Origin of the sequence: Phreatobacter aquaticus (assembly GCF_005160265.1) — a bacterium.
Lineage (GTDB): Bacteria > Pseudomonadota > Alphaproteobacteria > Rhizobiales > Phreatobacteraceae > Phreatobacter > Phreatobacter aquaticus.
On sequence record NZ_CP039865.1, the window covers coordinates 1,386,499 to 1,404,278 of the forward strand.

Consider the following 17,780-nt stretch of genomic DNA (forward strand, 5'->3'; position numbering starts at 1 on the left):
TTCAGCGGAGATTGCGGCAAGAGGTCTTAGCCGGCGATGGGCTTCTTGACCTTGCTGGTCGGGCCCTTCTGGCGGCCGGCCATCAGCTTGTCGATCCACTTCTGGGCGTCGGGCTTGGCGTAGAAGCAATAGCGCATGGTCTCCATGTCCGGATACCACGGGAAATCGCCCTCATTGGCGTCGCACTCGATCTTCCAGGCCTTCTTCAGGATCTTCTGGTCATGGACGGCCGGGCGCCAGCCGTGGCGCTGGAAGCGCTCCGACCATTGCCAAGTGCTCTCCAGCGTCAGCACGCCGTCGAACACGTCGTGATACTCGATCACTTCGCGGGTCATGTCGGCGGTGATGCCGCCGAAGAAGATGCCGATGCGGGTGACGCGGTAGAGTTCCTGGATCGCCTTGTCGATCAGCTCTTCCGGCACGTAGCAGAGGCAGGTGTCGTAGATGACGTCGAAGGAATTGTCCTCGAACGGCAGGTTGGTGACGTCACCGAGCAGGTTGCGATGCAGCCATTCCGGGGGCGTCTGGGCATGGACGTGGCGCGAGTTCTCGATGCCCCAGGCGTCGATGCCGATATCGGCGAAGCACTTCAGCGTCAGGCCCGAGGCCGAGCCGACATCGAGGAGCTTGTAGGGCGCCTTGATACCGAAGATGCACTCGTAGAGGTCGGCATTGTACTGCTCGTCGAAATACTCGCGGAAGCTCTCCTCGTAGGAGAGGCCGACGGCATATTCGTCGTGATAGTCGTCGGTGAGCGTCGATTCGACGAAGCCCTCCTCGACCACGCCCTTCTGCTTCTCGAGATCCGCCTTCTTGCGAGCGCCGGCATAGGCCGCGCCGCGCAGCTTGCCCATCAGCATGTCGACGACGAAATTCGCCGAGTCATAGGCGCCGTTGACGGTCGAATCGAACAGGTAGTCGCCGACCAGATAGAGGTTCGGCAGAACCTTGGCGTCCGGCTGGTGGCGCTCGCGCAGTTCCGGCGCGGGATTGCCGCCCGGCAGGCCCGAGATCGTGCCGATCCAGCGCTGGACCTTGGCCTCGACGAACTGCTTCTTCGCCGGTCCGATGAGGTCGGAGGGCAGCGAATCCAGTGCGAGCTGGGTCAGCGTCTCGTCGTCGAGATTGGACAAGGCCATGGCCTGGCTCGCCGGGATCAGCCAGCCGAGCACACCGTGCTTGGAGGGATGCCGCGCCGTCTCGTCATAGATGCAGCAGCCGCCGAAGGCGTCGCTCATGATGTAGCTGCCCTGGAAATGCTCGTTCCAGAACGGCTTTTTGAACAGCACGGTGACGCGCAGGTAATGCGCGGCATTGTCGTAGCGGGCCTGGTGCTTCTGGATCGCCTCGCGGGCCGCGCGGCCCTCGAACTCGATCTGGCTGACCCAGTAATTCGGCACGGCGACCACGACATGGTCGAACTCGTGGACCTCGTTCTTGCCCTTGCGGCGCACCGTCAGATTGTAGGTGCCGCCCTCGTTGCGGGCGATCTTGGCGACCCGCGAATTGAGCATGACCTTGCCCGAGACGCGCTCGGCCAGGCCCTCGATCAGCTTCTCGTTGCCGCCGGCGATCGAATAGAGCCGGAGGTACTTCGGATCGTCCATCAGGACGTTCTTCAGGCCGTTCAGCGCGTTGGTCAGCTGGGATTCGGTCGCGACATCGGAGCGCGCGGCCACCTCGATATATTTGCGGGCAGCCTCGTCGGGGATCTCGTCCAGCACCTCGCGGAAGGACTTTCCAGCCCAGGGGTGCTTGTTGTCGTCGCCCGAATAGCCCTCGTAATACTCGTCGGGCGAGCAGAGCTCATGGCACTTGGCGTGGAAGGCGTCGATCGCCTTCACCGTCGCCTCGCCGAAATGCTTCTTGATGTCGCGCTTGGTGTTGAGGATCGCGTCGCCGATGATCACGCCCTTGCCGTCCATCGGCACGACGTCCAGCTCCATCACCTCGGTGATGATGCGCTTCAGCGGGTCGGGCCCGAAATGCGAGTAGTCGTAATATTCGGCGACGCCGCGCTCGAACAGCGTATTGCCCTTCTCGAACGTGTCGGTGACGATCTTGCCGCCGAGACGGCCGGACGCTTCGAAAATGGTCGCCTGAAACAGGCCGTCGCAGAACCGGTCGAGCAGGTAGTTGGTGAACAGGCCGCCCGGCCCGCCACCGACGATCGCGACACGAGTCATTATCGGTCTTTCGTCTTCATGCCGAAGCTCCCCGTCTCATGCGGAGGGCCCGGCTGCCATAGGGTTAAGTTCCGATGTGGCTATAGCCGGGACATGTCGGAGAATAAAGGGACGTTCGCCAAAATCCGGCGAAACGGTTACCCCCCGTCAGCCCGCACCGCCACCTCGGAAAATGCGAGGACTATTTCGTGCCTACCGGCGCCTGAACGCTCGGTGAACCGATTGGCACGGCATCGCTTTTCGATCCTATGGCGCGGACGGGGTCTTCCTATTTCAGCACCGAGGGCAGCCAGAGCGCGATGCCTGGCCAGTACATCAGGATGCCGATGGCGGCGATATAGACGATCATGAAGGGCATGACGCCGGAGAACACATCCGATATCGGTCCGCCGTCCTTGCGCATGCCCTGCAGCACATAGAGGACCGTGCCGTCCGGTGGCGAGATCAGCGCGATCTCCACCAGCATGGTCACGATGACGCCGAACCAGATCGGATCGTAGCCGAGCGCCACCACGACGGGGAAGATCACGGGGATCGTCGTCACGATCATGGAGAAGCCCTCCATGAACGTGCCGAGCGCCAGGTAGAAGCCGATGATCATCAGCATGATCGCCCAGGGCGGCAGCGGCATCTCGGAGACGAGCTTGGCCAGCGCCTGCGGCACGCCGAGATTGGTGAAGACGAAGTTCAGCACATAGGCGCCGAACAGGATGAGCCCGATCATCGCCGTGTTGCGGGCGGTCGCCTCGGCGCTGTCATTGAGCATCTTCCAGGACAGCTTGCCGCCAAGTCCCGCCAGCACGATCGAGGCGACGACGCCCAGCGCCGCCGATTCCGTCGGGGTCGCAAGGCCGCCATAAATCGTGCCGAGTACAATGAAGATGAGGAGGGCCGTCGGCGCGAGGTCGACAAGGCTCATCATCTTCTCGCGCATCGAATAGCGCGGCGCATCGGGGTCGCGCGGTGCGGCGGTCCTGGCCTTGAGGAGGATCACCAGCGTGAACAGGACCACGACCAGGATGCTCGGGCCGACGGCGGCATTGTAGAGCGCGCCGACCGATGTCTCGGTGATCAGGCCGTAGATGATGAAGGTGATGCCTGGCGGAATGAGATTGCCGAGCGCGCCGCCTGCGGCGAGCGATCCCAGCACCATTTTCGGGTCATAGGCGCGGCCCTTGAAGAAGGGGAGCGCCACCGAGCCCATGGTGGCGGCGGTGGCCACCGACGAGCCGGAGATCGCCGAGAACACGGCGGAGGAGGCGATGTTGGTGTGCAGGAGTCCGCCCGGAACGCGCGACAGCCAGACATTCAGGGTCCGGTAGAGCCGGTCGGAGAGGCCGGCGCGCAGGAGGATCTCGCCCATCAGCAGGAACAGCGGAACGGCGATCAGCACGAAGGACGAGGACGGATTCCAGATCGTCTGCCCGAGGAAATTCCAGAAGGCGCGGCCGTCGGAAAAGGCATAGCCGACGATCAGGCCGAGCACGCCAAGGGCCGCGCCGACATAGATGCCCATGCCGAAGAACACGGCGAACAGGCCGACCAGCAGCAGGATCTCGCCGATCAGATGGGAGGCAACGGTGACCGCGCCGGTGAGCGAGAGGCCGACGAGCGTTGCCGCAAGGACCAGCAGGAAGACGATGGCGATCACGAGCGGGGCTCCTTGGCGGGGGCGGTGGCGGCCGCGAACTCGGCGGCGGGTTCCATGCCGACCGCTTCCAGCGTCTCGGCGACCTCTTCCGCATAGGTGCGGGTGTGCAGCATGGCTTCGGATTCCGCGCCGCGGCCGGCGAGGATCAGCAGCAGGTTCTCCACGAACATCAGCACGATCAGCAGCATCATCACGCAGATACCGAAGGCCCAGAGGCCCTGGGGAATGGCGAGCGGGGTGCGCAGGATGGAGATGTCGGTTGCGCCGAACAGCAGCGATTCATCGACCAGCATGTAGGAGCCATAGGCGAGGTAGCCCATGAACACCCCAAGGAAGCCCAGGCTCATCAGGTGCAGCCAATAGCGGATCGTGTCGGGGAACTTGTTGACCAGGATGTCGATGCGCACATGGGCGCGCATCGTCAGAGTGTGGGAGAGGCCCCAGGCGATGCCGAAGGCCAGCGCATAGCCGGACAGCTCCGTCGTCGCCTGGGTCGAGAACCCCAGGAACTTGCGTGCCAGCACGTCGAACGTGATCAGGCACGAGATCGCGATGAACCCCCAACCGGCGATATAGCCCATCGCCGTGCCGATGGCGGCCACGCCGCGACGGCCGAATGCCGTCGCGTTGATCAGTGTTGTGAGCATGGTGGCTCTCCGGGGGTCTTGAGGCGTGATGCGTCAGTTGGCGGCTGTGAACTGCACGCCGGTGATCGGGGCGACGACGCGGTTGTAGATCTCGCCGCAACGCGCGCCACAACGCTTGACCCAAGCCGGCAGGATCGTGGTGCGGAGCGTCGTGCGCATCACTTCAGTGTCGGCAGGCACCGGACGGAACACGCTCATCGGGCGTGCATCCGGCACGCGGCCGAGCTTGCAGCCCTCGCGATTGCCGGTATTGCAGGCAATGCCGTCCTCGGTCTGCTCGAGACCAAGCTTCCACTGGGCCTCCTCGACCTCCTTCAGGGTCGCCTCCATCATGGTGCGCACGGCGGGATCCAGCCGGTTCCACCAGGCGATGTTCACCACATAGGCCGAGACCGACCAGAACAGCGGCAGGGCATAGAGGCTCTGGGTGACTTCGTACCAGCGCGCGCTGTTGCCCGAACCCGTGCCCGTGATGGCGCAATCGACCACGCCGCGCTCCAGCGCCGCATAGACCTCGGGGAAGCCGATGCCGGTCGGCTGGCCGCCGATCGATGAGACGAAGTCATTGGACGAGCCGCCACCGGTGCGGATGCGCTTGCCGCGCAGATCGGCCAGGCTCTTCACCTCGCCACGGCAGAAGAATTCCTGCGCCGCGAACGGATACATGGCGAGGATCTTCACGCCGAAACGCTCGAGCTCCTTGTTGACCTCGGGCAGCATGGCGGCTGCAACGCGGCGGGCCTGATCGAGGCTCGGATTGAGGCCGGCGAGATCGACCACGTCGAGCAGCGGCACGTCGCCGGCCACCGTGTTCAGCGGAACGGCGCCGATATCGACCTGTCCGGCGCGCACCAGACGAATGATCTCCGGGCCGTTGAGGTTGCGCTCCGGCCAGGAAGCCAGCGTCACATTGATGCGGCCGCCCGACTTGGCGGCGAGGCCTTCACGCAGCAGCGGCACGTCGACCCGGGTGAACTGCGGCATGGCCGGACCCGGCTGGGTGACGATCTGGACTGCGACCGGCGGGCCGGGCGGCAGGGTCTGGGCGAGCGCCGGCAGGGCGCCGCTCAGGCTAACCAGCGCTGCGGCGGCAAGAGTGGAACGTAGGCAGGTCATGGCATGGCTCCTTGGCAATCAGGCAACAGTGGCGGCGGGGAGAGAGGGCGGAAAATAGGAAAATTCGATCATCAGGCAGCCGTCGCGGCTGAAGAACGGGCCATGGGCTATGCCGTCCGGGCGGACCGCATAGGTGCCGGCGGCAAGGTCCGATCCGGCACCATTAGCCGAAGCATCGGTTGTGCCAATCGTCAGCGTTCCGGAGATGATGAACACCTCCTCGCACCAGCTATGCGAAACCGGATGGGTGACGGCGGCACCCGGAGCCCAGCGCGACAGGCGGGTGAGCGCGCCGGTGCGAGTGACCGGATCGAGCGCGCCGGACAGGATCTTCTCCTCGACGCCGACATAGCCTGGAACCGGCTGCCAGCCTTCGGCGGTCATCGCCTGGAAGAATTCCTGATGATGCTTGCCGAACGCCCCGAAGCTGGGGTGGGGCATCGGGGCGGAAGCGGCGGTCACAACGAGGCGACCCGGCTGTTCAGCAGATCGGTCACCAGCATGGAGCCGGGTGCGTGGGTGATGGCGAAGGGGGGCTTGGCGGCCGCGATCACCGATTGGGGCGTGACACCGCAGGCCCAGAAGACCGGCAGTTCGTCCGGCTTTACCTCGGCCGGCTGGCCATAATCCGGCTTGGTGATGTCCATGATGCCGATGGCTTCGGGCAGGCCGATATGCAGCGGCGCGCCGTGGACCGCGGGGAAGCGCGAGGTGATCTGGATCGCGCGGATCGCATCGGCCGGCTTCATCGGCCGCATCGACACCACCGTCGGGCCGGCAAAGGGCCCGGCCGGCGTGCAGGCGATGTTGGTCCGCCACATCGGCACGGTCGTGCCGCAGGCAATATGGCGGATCGGCAGGCCATCGGCGATCAGCGCCTCCTCGAAGGAATAGGAGCAGCCGATGACGAAGGCGACCAGGTCGTCGCGCCAGACCGAGCGGATGTCGGTGGGGTCATCCACCATCACGCCGTCTTTCCAGACACGGTAGCGCGGAATGTCGGTGCGGATGTCGAGGTCGATGCCGAGCGCCGGAATGGCGGGATTGCCCGGCTCCGACATGCCGATGATCGGGCAGGGCTTGGGGTTGAGCACGCAGAAGCGCAGGAAATCGTCGGCCAGGTCCTTCGGCAGGATCGCCAGATTGCCCTGGACCCGGCCCGGTGCGAGCCCCGCCGTGTCGCCGGTCAGCTCGCCGCGCCGGGCGGCGTGGCGGACCGCCACGGGATCGAACCGATCGAAGCTCTTCTGCTGTGCCAGCGCCATGGCGGCCTCCAAGGATGTTTGCCCTTGGGAGAACAGTGCATCATTCCGCTTGCATTGCGTCCAATCCGAAGTTTGGATCGAGTTTGATAGAATTTTCTTATCGAGCTTGGCCCCCATGGTAGATTTCAAAGCTCTCGAGACCCTTGTCTGGGTGGCGTCCCTGAAGAGCTTTCACCGGGCTGCGGCCAAGCTGAACACCACCCAGCCGGCGGTGTCGCAGCGCATTGCCCAGCTGGAAGCCGAGATCGGCACGCGGCTTCTGGAGCGCGAGCGCCGGGCCATCGCGCCGACCGAGGTGGGACGGCGGGTGATCGACTATGCCGAGCGGCTTCTGAAGCTGCGCGCCGAGATGCTGCACAGCGTTGCTGACCGCTCGGCGATCCGGGGAACGCTGCGCCTCGGCGTGGCCGAGACCATCGTCCACACCTGGTTGTCACGCTTCGTCGAGCGGATGGCCAAGGCCTATCCGGCCCTGGTTCTGGAAATCGAGGTCGACATCTCGCCCAACCTGTTCGAACGGCTGAACGCCCAGGAAATCGATCTGGCCTTCGTGCTCGGCACACTGGCCGGGCCGCTGTTCACCTCGCGGCCGCTCTGCACCTACACGCTCGGCTTCTTTGCCAGCGATGCCCTCGGACTTCCCGACGATCCGGTCCCGCTCAGCGTGCTTGCGGCCCACCCGATCCTGACCTTCTCGCGCAATACCCGGCCCTACCAGGCGGTGCGTGAGCTGTTCTCGGGTCCAGGCCTGCCGCCGGTGCGCATCCACGCCTCGGCCTCGCTCGCAACCATTCTCCGGATGGCCGAGGACGGGCTCGGCATTGCCGCCATCCCGTCGGCCATCGTCGAGACCGAGATCCATGCCGGCCGGTTGCGCCCGATTGCCTCGCCGGCGGTGCTGCCACAGCTCAATTTCGTCGCGGCCTGGCGCATGACGCCCGACTCGGCGACCGTCGAAGCCGTCGCCGATCTGGCGGTTGAAGTCGCAGGCGGGGCCGTCGCGCGTTAGCCGTGGACCGGCTGGTGCTCGCAGGCCCACATCGGGCCGAGATCGTCCATGGCGCCTTCCAGGCATTCGACGGTCAGGCGGATCGCGGCATCACCGGCAAAGACCAGCTCGATCGTGCCCGACGGTCCGTCGCCCGGTTCGAAGCGCAGCGTCAGCAGGTCCAGCACGGTGTCGCTGCCCTTCGGCACGCCGCGCGCCTTGACCGCGCTCACCCGTTCGAAGCGCATGCCGGTGCGGCGGCGCTGGGCGGCTCCCTCGACGGCGGCTGCGGTCCAGTCGAACCGGTTGCAGACGAAAGCGAAGCGTTTTTCGCGGGCGAGAAAGGCGAGATCCGAGGCCTTGACCACCGCGTCCTGCAGATGGGTCGAGACGATGGCGAGGTCGTCAGTGTCGAGCACGAAGAGCTTGAGCGGCGAATCGGTCATGGGTGAATCGGTCATGGGGTCTGGCTTTCTGGCGCCGTGCGGCGAAACGGAGGTTTGAATGCCAGATGGCGGTGGCCATGCCCTCCGGCAAGGTGCTGGCCCCCATGCATTGGTCTATCGTTGGATTTTAACCCCGCCGGGCCTATAGCACTCGCCACCTTGTTCGACTGCCGATTGCGGAACTGTCCGATGACCATCCGAAGCCACCAGGGCGATCTGCCCAATCTCGATCATTATCAGGTTGGCGTGGTCGCCATCGACACCGAGACGCTGGGCCTGATCCCTCAGCGCGACCGGCTCTGCGTCGTGCAGCTGTCGCCGGGCGACGGCACCGCCGATGTCGTGCAGATCCGGGCCGGCCAGCCGAAGCCCGAGAATCTCTGCCGGCTGCTCGCCGACCCCAAGGTGATCAAGCTGTTCCATTTCGCCCGCTTCGACGTGGCGGTGATGAAACATGCGTTCGGCGTCACGACGACGCCGGTCTATTGCACCAAGATCGCCTCCAAGCTGGTGCGCACCTATACTGACCGCCACGGCCTGAAGGACCTGGCGCGCGAGCTTCTCGGCGTCGACATGTCGAAGGCCCAGCAGAGTTCAGACTGGGCGGCCGAGCATCTCACCCCGGCACAGCTCGAATACGCGGCCTCCGACGTGCTCTATCTCCACGCCATGAAGGAAAAGCTCGACATGATGCTGGCCCGCGAGAGCCGGACCGAGCTTGCCGAGGCCTGTTTCCGCTTCCTGCCGACCCGCGCCGATCTTGATCTCGCCGGCTGGCCGGAGACCGACATCTTCGCCCATTCGTAACGCGACTGTGAGCCAGTGAGCGCCCGGCAGGCGGTTTTGATCCTCCGCCATGCTCGGGCCATAGAATAGGATAAGCTGGCGGTTGCGGCCTTGCCCGGACGGGAAGGCCGCTCTTGCTTGAATCAGGAAGGACAGATGGCCGCACGACCGATCGACGATATCGGCTTGGCAGCCCGGGGCGATGCCTTCGGCGTCGCGCCGCGCGAGGACGCGTTCAGGACAGCGTTCCGGCATTCGCGCCGGGTCCGCCGCCTGCGCGTGATCGTGCCCGTCGTCGCGGTCGCGCTGTTTTCCGGCGTCCTGTTCATCAGCTGGTGGGACCCGCTGAAAGCACTCAACCTGCCTGTCGCCATCGGCGCAGTGTCGGTCTCGGGCTCCCGGGTGACCATGGAGGCCCCGCGCCTCACCGGCTATTCCAACGACAACCGGTTCTACCGGGTCGCCGCGAGCCGGGCCGAGCACGATATCGCCCAGTCCAACCTGGTGGCGCTGTCGGCGATCGATGCCGAGATGGAGCTTGAGGGTGGCGGTACGGCCCGCGTCGTCTCTCCGGCCGGCCAGCTCGACACCAAGACCGGCCAGATCGAGTTCAACGAGACCGTATCGATCACCACGTCGAACGGCCAGAATGGCCGCGCCGGCCATGCGCTGGTCGATACCCGCGCCGGCACGATCAAGTCGAACGGTCCGGTCGAGATGTCCTCGCCACGCGGCGACCTGGCTGCCGACCGGATGGAAATGCGCGACAACGGCAAAGTCATCGTGCTCGAAGGCAATGTTCGCGGTAACTTCATGCCCGAACCGCCGGACCCGGCTCTCACCGGCGAAGAGCCGCAACCGCCTGCCGCGACCCCCAATGCGACCTCGCGCTGACCTGGAGAAGACTGCAATGACGCTGGCCGGCCTTGTTTCGCCCCGACTTCTGCCGGCCGCTGTCGCCTGCGCCCTCGGCCTTGCCGGTCTTCTGGCGCCGCAGCCGGCGAGCGCCCAGCAGGCCGGCAGCCCGTTCGTCGGCTTCACTCAGAACCGCAACGAGCCGATCAATTTCGAGGCCGACCGGGCCGAGGTCTTCGACAACGACAAGAAGGCCGTTCTGTCGGGCAATGTCCGCATCCGCCAGGGTGAGTCATCGCTTCAGGCGGCGCGCCTGGTGATTTTCTATGAAGGCGGCGGCACGCCGGGTGGTACCGCCGCGGGAGCGCCCGCCGCGCGGCCCGCAACCACCACCGCTCGCCAGGGCGCACCGGCCGGTGCCGCGGGCGGCCAGCAGAACGTCCGCCGCTTCGAGATGGAGGGCGGCGTCATCGTCCGCTCCAAGAACCAGACGGCCACGGCCGAGCGCGGTGTCTTCGATGCCCGCCGCAACGAGGCGATCATGGAGGGCAATGTGGTGCTCACCCAGTGCGAGAACGTGCTGAGGGGCAGCCGTCTCCAGGCCGATCTGACCGCCAACCGTGTCCGCCTCGACGGTGGCGCCTCGACGGGTGGCCGCGTCTCCGGCGTCCTGTCGGGTGGTCCCCAGGCGGCGGGTGGCGCCGGCACGAGCAATCCCGACTGCGCGGGGCCTGCGCGTCCCGCGGCCCGCCCGCGCGGCTGAGGAAACAAGCCTGGTGTCCGTCCTCGAGCGCATGTCATCCCTGTTCGGGCGCAAGCCGGCCGCCACCGCGCGTCCCGTGGTCGATGACGATTGGCTGGTTCGCGTCATGTCGGAGGAGGTCGCGGCGCTCGACGAGCCGCCGCCGGCCCCCGTTGCGCAGGACCAGCTCGAACCGCGCTCCGGCCATGGCGTGCTGGGCGTCCATGGCGTGTGGAAGAGCTATAAGGGCCGCGCGGTCGCGCGCGGCGTCAGCCTCGACGTCCGGCGTGGCGAGGCGGTCGGCCTGCTGGGGCCGAACGGCGCCGGCAAGACCACCGTCTTCTACATGATCACCGGGCTCGTGGAGGCCGACAAGGGCCGCATCGAGCTCGACGGCCACGACATCACCGCGCTGCCCATGTACCGGCGCGCCCGGCTCGGCATCGGCTACCTGCCGCAGGAGGCCTCGATCTTTCGCGGCCTCAATGTCGAGGACAATATCCGCGCCGTGCTCGAGGTCACCGAGCCCGACAAGAAGAAGCGCGAAGCCGAGCTCGACGAGCTCCTGGAGGAGTTTCACATCACCCGGCTGCGCAAGAGCCCGGCGATTGCGCTGTCGGGCGGTGAGCGCCGCCGTCTCGAGATCGCCCGCGCGCTGGCGACCCGGCCGTCCTTCATGCTGCTCGACGAGCCCTTCGCCGGCATCGATCCGATCGCCGTCGGGGACATCCAGAACCTCGTCCGCCACCTCAAGGAGCGCGGCATCGGCGTGCTGATCACCGACCACAATGTCCGTGAGACGCTGGGCCTGATCGATCGCGCCTACATCATCCATTCCGGCCAGGTGCTGATGGAAGGCACGCCCGACGAGATCGTCGCCAACCCGGATGTCCGCCGCCTCTATCTCGGTGAAGAATTCCGCCTTTGACGTCAGGGCAAGGGCCGGCTTAACCTCATGGTCACCGGTCGCATGGCATGAACCTTGCTAACCGCGGCGCTCCTGACTAATCATCGGAGCGTCGTCCATCTCGCGGCGCAAGGAACCCGATGGCCCTGTCTGCACGATTAGAGCTTCGCGTCGGCCAGTCTCTGGTCATGACGCCCCAGCTCATGCAGGCCATCAAGCTGCTGCAGCTGTCCAATCTCGACCTCGTTGCCTATGTCGAGGCCGAGCTTGAGAAGAACCCGCTGCTGGAGCGAGCCGAACCGGCGGCCGATCTGCCCGCCGAGCCGGAAGGCCAGACCATCTCGATCGGCGAGGGCGATGCCCAGGCCGGCGACTGGCTCAACCGCGATATCGGCGAGACCCGCACCCAGATCGAGGAGCGTCTCGGCACCGACCTGGAGAACGTCTTCCCCGACGACAAGGGACCCGAGGTGAAGCACGCCGACGCGGCGGCCGATCCGATGACCTCGTCCTGGTCGAATGTCGGCTCCGGCGGCCGCGACGACGATGACTACAATCTGGAAGCCTTCCTCTCCGCGGATCTGTCGCTGGTCGACCACCTGTCGGAACAGCTGGCTCTGGCGGTCGAGCATCCGGGCGACCGGCTGATCGGCCAGATGCTGATCGATTCCGTCGATGATTCCGGCTACCTCACCACCACGGTCGAGGATGTCGCCGAGCGTCTTGGCGCGGAAGTCGCCGATGTCGAGGCGGTGCTGGAAGTGATCCAGAGCTTCGAACCCTCGGGCGTGGCCGCCCGCAATCTTGCCGAATGCCTGGCCATCCAGCTCAAGGAAAAGGACCGCTACGACCCCGCGATGCGCGTGCTGGTGGCCCATCTCGATATGCTGGCCAAGCGCGATTTCGCCGGGCTGAAGCGTCTCTGCCAGGTCGACGACGAGGATCTGGCCGACATGGTCGGCGAGATCCGCCGGCTCAACCCCAAGCCCGGCCTCGCCTTCGGCTTCGCGCCGATCCAGCCCCTGGTGCCCGATGTCATGGTGCGCGCCGGCCCGGATGGCGGCTGGCTGGTGGAGCTGAACACCGAGACGCTCCCCAAGGTTCTGGTCAACCAGAGCTATTACGCCAAGGTCTCGAAGACGGCGAAGAAGGACACCGAGAAGACCTTCCTCGCCGAGGCCATGCAGACGGCGACCTGGCTCACCCGCGCGCTCGACCAGCGCGCCCGCACCATCCTGAAAGTGGCCACCGAGATCGTCCGCCAGCAGGACGCCTTTTTCGCGCTGGGCGTCCAGTATCTCCGCCCGCTGAACCTCAAGACGATCGCTGACGCCATCAGCATGCACGAATCTACCGTGTCGCGGGTGACCTCCAACAAGTCGATCGCCACCAGCCGCGGTATTTTCGAGATGAAGTACTTCTTCACCTCGTCGATCGCGAGCTCCGAGATCGGTGGCGAGAGCCATTCGGCGGAAGCCGTGCGCTTCCGCATCAAGCAGATGATCGATGCCGAGACGCCGGACGACGTGCTGTCCGATGACGCGATCATGGACAAGCTGAAGGATTCCGGCATCGACATTGCCCGGCGTACCGTTGCCAAATATCGCGAGGCGCTGCGCATTCCTTCTTCGGTCCAGCGTCGGCGCGAGAAGCAGGCCATGGCCGGCTGACAGCCAAACCGCATTCCCGCCATGCGGCCTGCGTTCTGGACCTTGGCGGCGATTTCGCCGAACCACGGTGATCAATCGGAATTGGGGGCTGGAATCGCATGACATTGGCAATGAGCTGGAGCGAATGGGCCGCCCATGACGCGACCGCGCTGGCGGACCGTGTCCGCGCCGGCGAGATCAGTCCGGCCGAGCTTGCAGCCCAGACCAAGGCGGCTGTCGCCGGGCTGAACCCGGCGCTCGATGCCGTCGTCGAGCTCTTCGAGGATGTCATCGCCGATCCCCTGAAGGACGGCATGAACCCCGACGGCACCTTTGCCGGCGTGCCCTATCTGATGAAGGACCTCGGTCCCACCCTGAAGGGCCGGCTGCAGGAAATGGGCTCGTTCCTGATGCAGGGCAACAAGCCGCAGGCCGACAGCCACCTGACGGCCAAGATCCGCTCCGCCGGCCTCAACATCATCGGCCGCTCGACCACACCTGAATTCGGCGTCTGCTCCTCGGCCGAGAATCCGGCCTTGTTCACCACCCGCAATCCCTGGAACCTCGACTACACCACCTGCGGCTCCTCGGCCGGTTCGGCGGCGATGGTTGCTGCCGGCGCGACCCCGATCTCCCACGGCACCGATGGCGGCGGCTCGATCCGCATTCCCGCAGGCGTCAATGGCCTGATCGGCCTGAAGCCCTCCCGCGGCGTGTTCTCCATCGCACCCGGCGGGTCGGATCTTTCCAGCGTCGTCTCCTCGCAGGGCTGCCTGACACGCTCGGTGCGCGACACCGCCGCCTTCGTGGATGCGTGCCGTGGCGGCGCGCCAGGCGAGTTCATGCCCTACTGGACCGCACCGGAGCCCTATGCCGAGCTTGTGAAGCGTGACCCCGGCCGCCTGCGCATCGCGCTGTCGCACGAATGGGGCGACAACCGCGCCACCCCGCACATCGTTTCCGAACTGGAGCGCGCCGGGCGTTTCCTCGAAGGCCTCGGCCATCACGTTGACTGGGCAAAGCCCGCCATCGACTACGCTGCCGCCTATCAGGCGCAAACCACCTGCTACATCACCAACTTTGCCCAGACGATCGCGCTGCTGCTGGAGCCGCGCGGGATCACCAGGCCGCCGGAGGATCTGGTGGAGCCGATCAACATCCGCCTCTGGGAGGCCGGCATCAACGCCAGCTATTCCGAGCGCACGCGGATGCAGATGGCGTTCAACACGACATCGCGCGGCTTCGGCGCCTTCTTCGAGGACTGGGACATCATCCTCACCCCCACCATCGCCAAGCCGACGCCGAAAATCGGCACGACCGAATACCTGACGGTGAGCGACAATCCCTCCGTCCACGACTGGTTCGCCAATCTCTGGCAGATCTTCGCCTATACGCCGCTCTCCAACCTCACCGGCATTCCCGGCCTGTCCATGCCGTTCGGCCGGCAGGAAAACGGCCTGCCCATGGGCATCCAGGCGCAGACGCGCCAGGCCGGCGACGGCCTGCTGCTGCAGCTGGCGGCTCAGGTCGAGCGGGCGCTGGACGGCAAGTGGAATGGCGGCGAGAAGCCTTCAAACCACGTCACGCGGCTGGCTGCGTGACGCCTCAACCGAGGCTGAGCACCAGATCGTCGCGGTGGATCATTTCCGAGCGGCCCTTGTAGCCAAGCACGGCATCGATCCCCGCCGTGCTCTTGCCGACGATCTGCGATGCCGCCAGCACATCGAAGGCGACGAGGCCGCGGCCGATCTCCGCGCCATCCGGCCCGCGCACCAGCACTGCATCGCCGCGCTCGAACGTGCCCTCGACCTTCGTCACGCCCGCCGGCAGCAGGCTCTTGCCTGAGCGGAGCGCCTTGATCGCGCCGGCATCGAGCCAGAGCACGCCGCGCGGCTCCAGCGAGCCGGCGATCCATTTCTTGCGGCTGGTCACCGGCTGGGTGGAGGTGAGGAACCAGGTGCAGGGGCCGCCGGCCTCGATGCGGGCGAGCGGCGCGTCATGCTTGCCCGACGCGATGACCATGGTGGTACCGCCTGTGGTGGCGATCTTGCCGGCCTCGACCTTGGTGGTCATGCCGCCGCGCGACAATTCGGAGGCAGCCCCGCCCGCCACCGCCTCGATCTCCGGCGTGATGCGCGGCACCAGCGGGATCAGGGTCGCGTTCGGGTCGAGATGCGGCGGCGCCGTATAGAGCCCGTCGATATCGGAGAGCAGGACCAGGCAATCGGCGCCAACCATCGTGGCGACGCGCGCCGCCAGCCGGTCATTGTCGCCGTAGCGGATCTCGTCGGTCGCCACCGTGTCGTTCTCGTTGACCACCGGCACGGCCTTGAAGCCGAACAGCGTCTCGACGGTAGAGCGGGCATTGAGATAGCGGCGCCGCTCCTCGGTATCGTGCGGCGTCACCAGGATCTGGCCGGCGACGATGCCATGGGCGCCGAGCACCTCCGACCAGGCCCTCGCCAAGGCGATCTGGCCGACCGAGGCGGCGGCCTGGCTCTGCTCGAGCTCCAGCGCGCCGCGCGGCAGTTTCAGGATGGTGCGGCCCATGGCGATGGCGCCGGACGAGACGATCAGCATGTCGGCGCCGCGCGCCGCATGGCGGGCGATGTCGGCGGCCAGCGTCTTCAGCCAGGCTTCCTTCAGCTCGCCCTTCGTCCCGTCGACCAGCAGCGACGAGCCGATCTTCACGACGATACGGCGGAACGAGGAAAGGGTGGGGATCGCTGTCATGGCGCTCAGACGGAAAGCCCGCCGCGAGCGGCGGCGGGCTGATTGTGGGAAGGGTCAGGCGGTCTTAGAGAACCGTACAGCCCGGTGCAATCGGCTCAATTCGCCGAGGGCACCCGGTCGTCGATGCCGCGGATATAGAAGTTCATGCCGAGGATCTGCTCGTCGGCGAGAACGCCATTGCCCTTGCACTCCACCGTCGTCCCGTCCTGACGGACGACCGGGCAGCGGAACGGATGCAGCGTGCCAGCCTTGATCGCGGCTTCGGTTGCTTCGGCCATCGCCTTCACATCGGCCGGCATGTTGGTATAGGCGGCCATATGCACCATGCCGGTGTTGAGCCCGCCCCAGGTGTCGCCGGTGCGCCAGTTGCCTTCCAGCATCAGCTTCACCCGCTCGGTGTAATAGGGCACCCAGTCATTGACGATCGAGGTGAGCTGCGCGCGCGGGCCGAAGCGCAGCATGTCGGAATCCTGCCCGAAGGCCAAAATCCCCCGCTGCTCGGCGATCTGCATGGCGGCCGGCGAGTCGGTGTGCTGGCTCAGGATGTCGGCGCCCTGGTCGGCCAGCGCCTTGGCGGCGTCGGCTTCCTTGCCCGGATCGTACCAGGAGTTCACCCAGACGATCTTCACCTTGATGTCGGGACGGATCGACTGCGCGCCCAGCATGAAGGCGTTGATGCCGGACACGACCTCGGGGATGGCGAAGGAGCCGATATAGCCGACCGTGCCGGTCTTCGACATGCGCGCGGCGATCTGGCCGAGAATGTAGCGGCCCTCGTAGAAGCGGCCGGCATAGGTGGCGAGATTGTTCGCGCGCTTGAAGCCGGTGGCGTGTTCGAAGCGCACATTCGGGAAGCGGCGGGCCACGCGCTCGGTCGGGTCCATATAGCCGAACGAGGTGGTGAAGATCAGCCGGTGGCCGGAGCGGGCGAGCTGCTCGATGACGCGCTCGGCATCCGGACCCTCGGCCACCTTCTCGACAAACGTCGTCTCGATGCGGGTGCCATAGGTCTGTTCCAGTGCCTTGCGGGCGACGTCATGCTGGTAGGTCCAGCCATGGTCGCCGACCGGGCCGACATAGACGAAGCCGATCTTCAGCTTTTCCTGGGCGATCGCATAGCCGACACCGGCGGCAATGCCGGCCGCCGCGAGCGCGGAGGCAAGGATGGTCCTGAGTTTCATGGTGACGCTCCCGACGGAAGGCCGGTTGGTCCGGCCGTGATGGCGCGATGGTGGCGCGGCAGACGACGGGGATCAAGGGTTGCAGTGCAACGGATCGCGGGAGCACCTGATTTCCGGGCGCCTTTCCGTCCGCTGAACCAATGAAGGCATCGCTGCGACCAACGGAACATGAGCGAGCCAGAACGCGACACCAAACTCTCGTTACGCCTCACCCGGCTGCGCAAGGCAAGCCTTGGTCTCGCCTGGCTTTCCGCCCTGCTGGCCACCGCCATGGTGGCCTCCTGCAATTTCGGCCGGGATGACGGGCTGAAACTCGTGGTGATCGTCTGGAACTGGATCCCCAGCCTGCTGGTCTGGCTCCTCATGTCGCGCAAGATGATCCGGCCGGCGGCATGGGTGGCGGCAACTGTCACCTTTGCCGCCATGGCGGCGATCGAGGGCTTCTTCCTCTATCTCACCGTGCAGCAGATGCTGGTTCAGGACTATGGCTGGGAGATCGCGGGCGTCCGGCCCGAGAGCCTGTACGGCCTGATCACGCTTTTCGTGCCGCTCTATGTCGGCGCGGTCGGCCTGATGGGCTTCGTGGTGGCGATCCTCATCAACCAGGGCCGGCATGCCGACCCGTGAT

17 protein-coding genes are annotated in these 17,780 nt (G+C 66.0%); 8 read left to right on the top strand and 9 right to left on the bottom strand.

Annotated features, from left to right (window positions below; genetic code table 11):
• Positions 1 to 26: 26 nt before the first annotated feature.
• The 6 genes from E8L99_RS06460 to E8L99_RS06485 all read right to left on the bottom strand — a co-directional run bounded on the left by E8L99_RS06460 (position 27) and on the right by E8L99_RS06485 (position 6,865).
• Positions 27 to 2,186: an FAD-dependent oxidoreductase gene (locus tag E8L99_RS06460; RefSeq protein WP_137098771.1), complete on the bottom strand. Its 2,160-nt coding sequence runs from the start codon at positions 2,184 to 2,186 to the stop codon at positions 27 to 29.
• Positions 2,187 to 2,454: 268 nt separating this feature from the next.
• A complete protein-coding gene (locus tag E8L99_RS06465) occupies positions 2,455 to 3,837 on the bottom strand; it encodes a TRAP transporter large permease (protein WP_252511279.1) in 1,383 nt (460 codons plus the stop codon).
• The gene (locus E8L99_RS06470) at positions 3,834 to 4,484 is read right to left on the bottom strand and encodes a TRAP transporter small permease subunit (protein ID WP_137098772.1); all 651 of its coding nucleotides are present in this window, start codon (positions 4,482 to 4,484) and stop codon (positions 3,834 to 3,836) included. The genes E8L99_RS06465 and E8L99_RS06470 overlap by 4 nt, the downstream gene beginning before the upstream one ends.
• Before the next feature lie 33 nt (positions 4,485 to 4,517).
• Positions 4,518 to 5,600 carry a TRAP transporter substrate-binding protein gene (locus E8L99_RS06475; protein WP_137098773.1) on the bottom strand — a complete coding sequence of 361 codons (1,083 nt, stop codon included), beginning with the start codon at positions 5,598 to 5,600 and terminating at the stop codon, positions 4,518 to 4,520.
• 18 nt (positions 5,601 to 5,618) lie between these two features.
• Positions 5,619 to 6,041 carry a cupin domain-containing protein gene (locus tag E8L99_RS06480; protein ID WP_137098774.1) on the bottom strand — a complete coding sequence of 141 codons (423 nt, stop codon included), beginning with the start codon at positions 6,039 to 6,041 and terminating at the stop codon, positions 5,619 to 5,621.
• A 17-nt stretch (positions 6,042 to 6,058) separates the two neighbouring features.
• Complete coding sequence (locus E8L99_RS06485; protein ID WP_137098775.1) at positions 6,059 to 6,865, bottom strand: putative hydro-lyase; 807 nt, start codon at positions 6,863 to 6,865, stop codon at positions 6,059 to 6,061.
• A 115-nt stretch (positions 6,866 to 6,980) separates the two neighbouring features.
• Here E8L99_RS06485 and E8L99_RS06490 point away from each other — a divergent pair, with 115 nt between their 5' ends.
• Positions 6,981 to 7,874, top strand: a complete 894-nt coding sequence (locus tag E8L99_RS06490; protein ID WP_137098776.1) for a LysR family transcriptional regulator — start codon at positions 6,981 to 6,983, stop codon at positions 7,872 to 7,874.
• Here the strand turns inward: E8L99_RS06490 and E8L99_RS06495 are convergent.
• Positions 7,871 to 8,314, bottom strand: a complete 444-nt coding sequence (locus E8L99_RS06495) for a DUF2948 family protein (RefSeq protein ID WP_137098777.1) — start codon at positions 8,312 to 8,314, stop codon at positions 7,871 to 7,873. The two genes, E8L99_RS06490 and E8L99_RS06495, sit on opposite strands and share 4 nt — an antisense overlap.
• Before the next feature lie 174 nt (positions 8,315 to 8,488).
• Here E8L99_RS06495 and E8L99_RS06500 point away from each other — a divergent pair, with 174 nt between their 5' ends.
• The 6 genes from E8L99_RS06500 to E8L99_RS06525 all read left to right on the top strand — a co-directional run bounded on the left by E8L99_RS06500 (position 8,489) and on the right by E8L99_RS06525 (position 14,839).
• Positions 8,489 to 9,106, top strand: a complete 618-nt coding sequence (locus tag E8L99_RS06500; RefSeq protein ID WP_137098778.1) for a ribonuclease D — start codon at positions 8,489 to 8,491, stop codon at positions 9,104 to 9,106.
• A 135-nt stretch (positions 9,107 to 9,241) separates the two neighbouring features.
• The gene (lptC, locus tag E8L99_RS06505) at positions 9,242 to 9,979 is read left to right on the top strand and encodes an LPS export ABC transporter periplasmic protein LptC (protein ID WP_137098779.1); all 738 of its coding nucleotides are present in this window, start codon (positions 9,242 to 9,244) and stop codon (positions 9,977 to 9,979) included.
• A 16-nt stretch (positions 9,980 to 9,995) separates the two neighbouring features.
• A complete protein-coding gene (locus E8L99_RS06510) occupies positions 9,996 to 10,703 on the top strand; it encodes an LptA/OstA family protein (RefSeq protein WP_168201589.1) in 708 nt (235 codons plus the stop codon).
• A 13-nt stretch (positions 10,704 to 10,716) separates the two neighbouring features.
• Positions 10,717 to 11,610, top strand: a complete 894-nt coding sequence (gene lptB, locus E8L99_RS06515; protein WP_252511280.1) for an LPS export ABC transporter ATP-binding protein — start codon at positions 10,717 to 10,719, stop codon at positions 11,608 to 11,610.
• 119 nt (positions 11,611 to 11,729) lie between these two features.
• Positions 11,730 to 13,259 carry an RNA polymerase factor sigma-54 gene (gene rpoN, locus E8L99_RS06520; protein WP_137098781.1) on the top strand — a complete coding sequence of 510 codons (1,530 nt, stop codon included), beginning with the start codon at positions 11,730 to 11,732 and terminating at the stop codon, positions 13,257 to 13,259.
• A 98-nt stretch (positions 13,260 to 13,357) separates the two neighbouring features.
• On the top strand, positions 13,358 to 14,839 hold the full coding sequence (locus tag E8L99_RS06525; protein WP_137098782.1) for an amidase: 1,482 nt from the start codon (positions 13,358 to 13,360) through the stop codon (positions 14,837 to 14,839).
• A 4-nt stretch (positions 14,840 to 14,843) separates the two neighbouring features.
• Here the strand turns inward: E8L99_RS06525 and proB are convergent, their stop codons facing one another.
• Together proB and E8L99_RS06535 are read right to left on the bottom strand one after the other, a co-directional pair.
• Positions 14,844 to 15,971, bottom strand: a complete 1,128-nt coding sequence (proB, locus tag E8L99_RS06530; protein WP_137098783.1) for a glutamate 5-kinase — start codon at positions 15,969 to 15,971, stop codon at positions 14,844 to 14,846.
• 95 nt (positions 15,972 to 16,066) lie between these two features.
• Positions 16,067 to 17,152 (bottom strand): BMP family ABC transporter substrate-binding protein, encoded by a 1,086-nt coding sequence (locus E8L99_RS06535; protein WP_137098784.1) that lies wholly within the window; start codon positions 17,150 to 17,152, stop codon positions 16,067 to 16,069.
• Positions 17,153 to 17,320: 168 nt separating this feature from the next.
• On the opposite strand from E8L99_RS06535, the gene E8L99_RS06540 reads away from it, so the two are divergent.
• Positions 17,321 to 17,779: a hypothetical protein gene (locus E8L99_RS06540; RefSeq protein WP_137098785.1), complete on the top strand. Its 459-nt coding sequence runs from the start codon at positions 17,321 to 17,323 to the stop codon at positions 17,777 to 17,779.
• Position 17,780 lies beyond the last annotated feature (1 nt).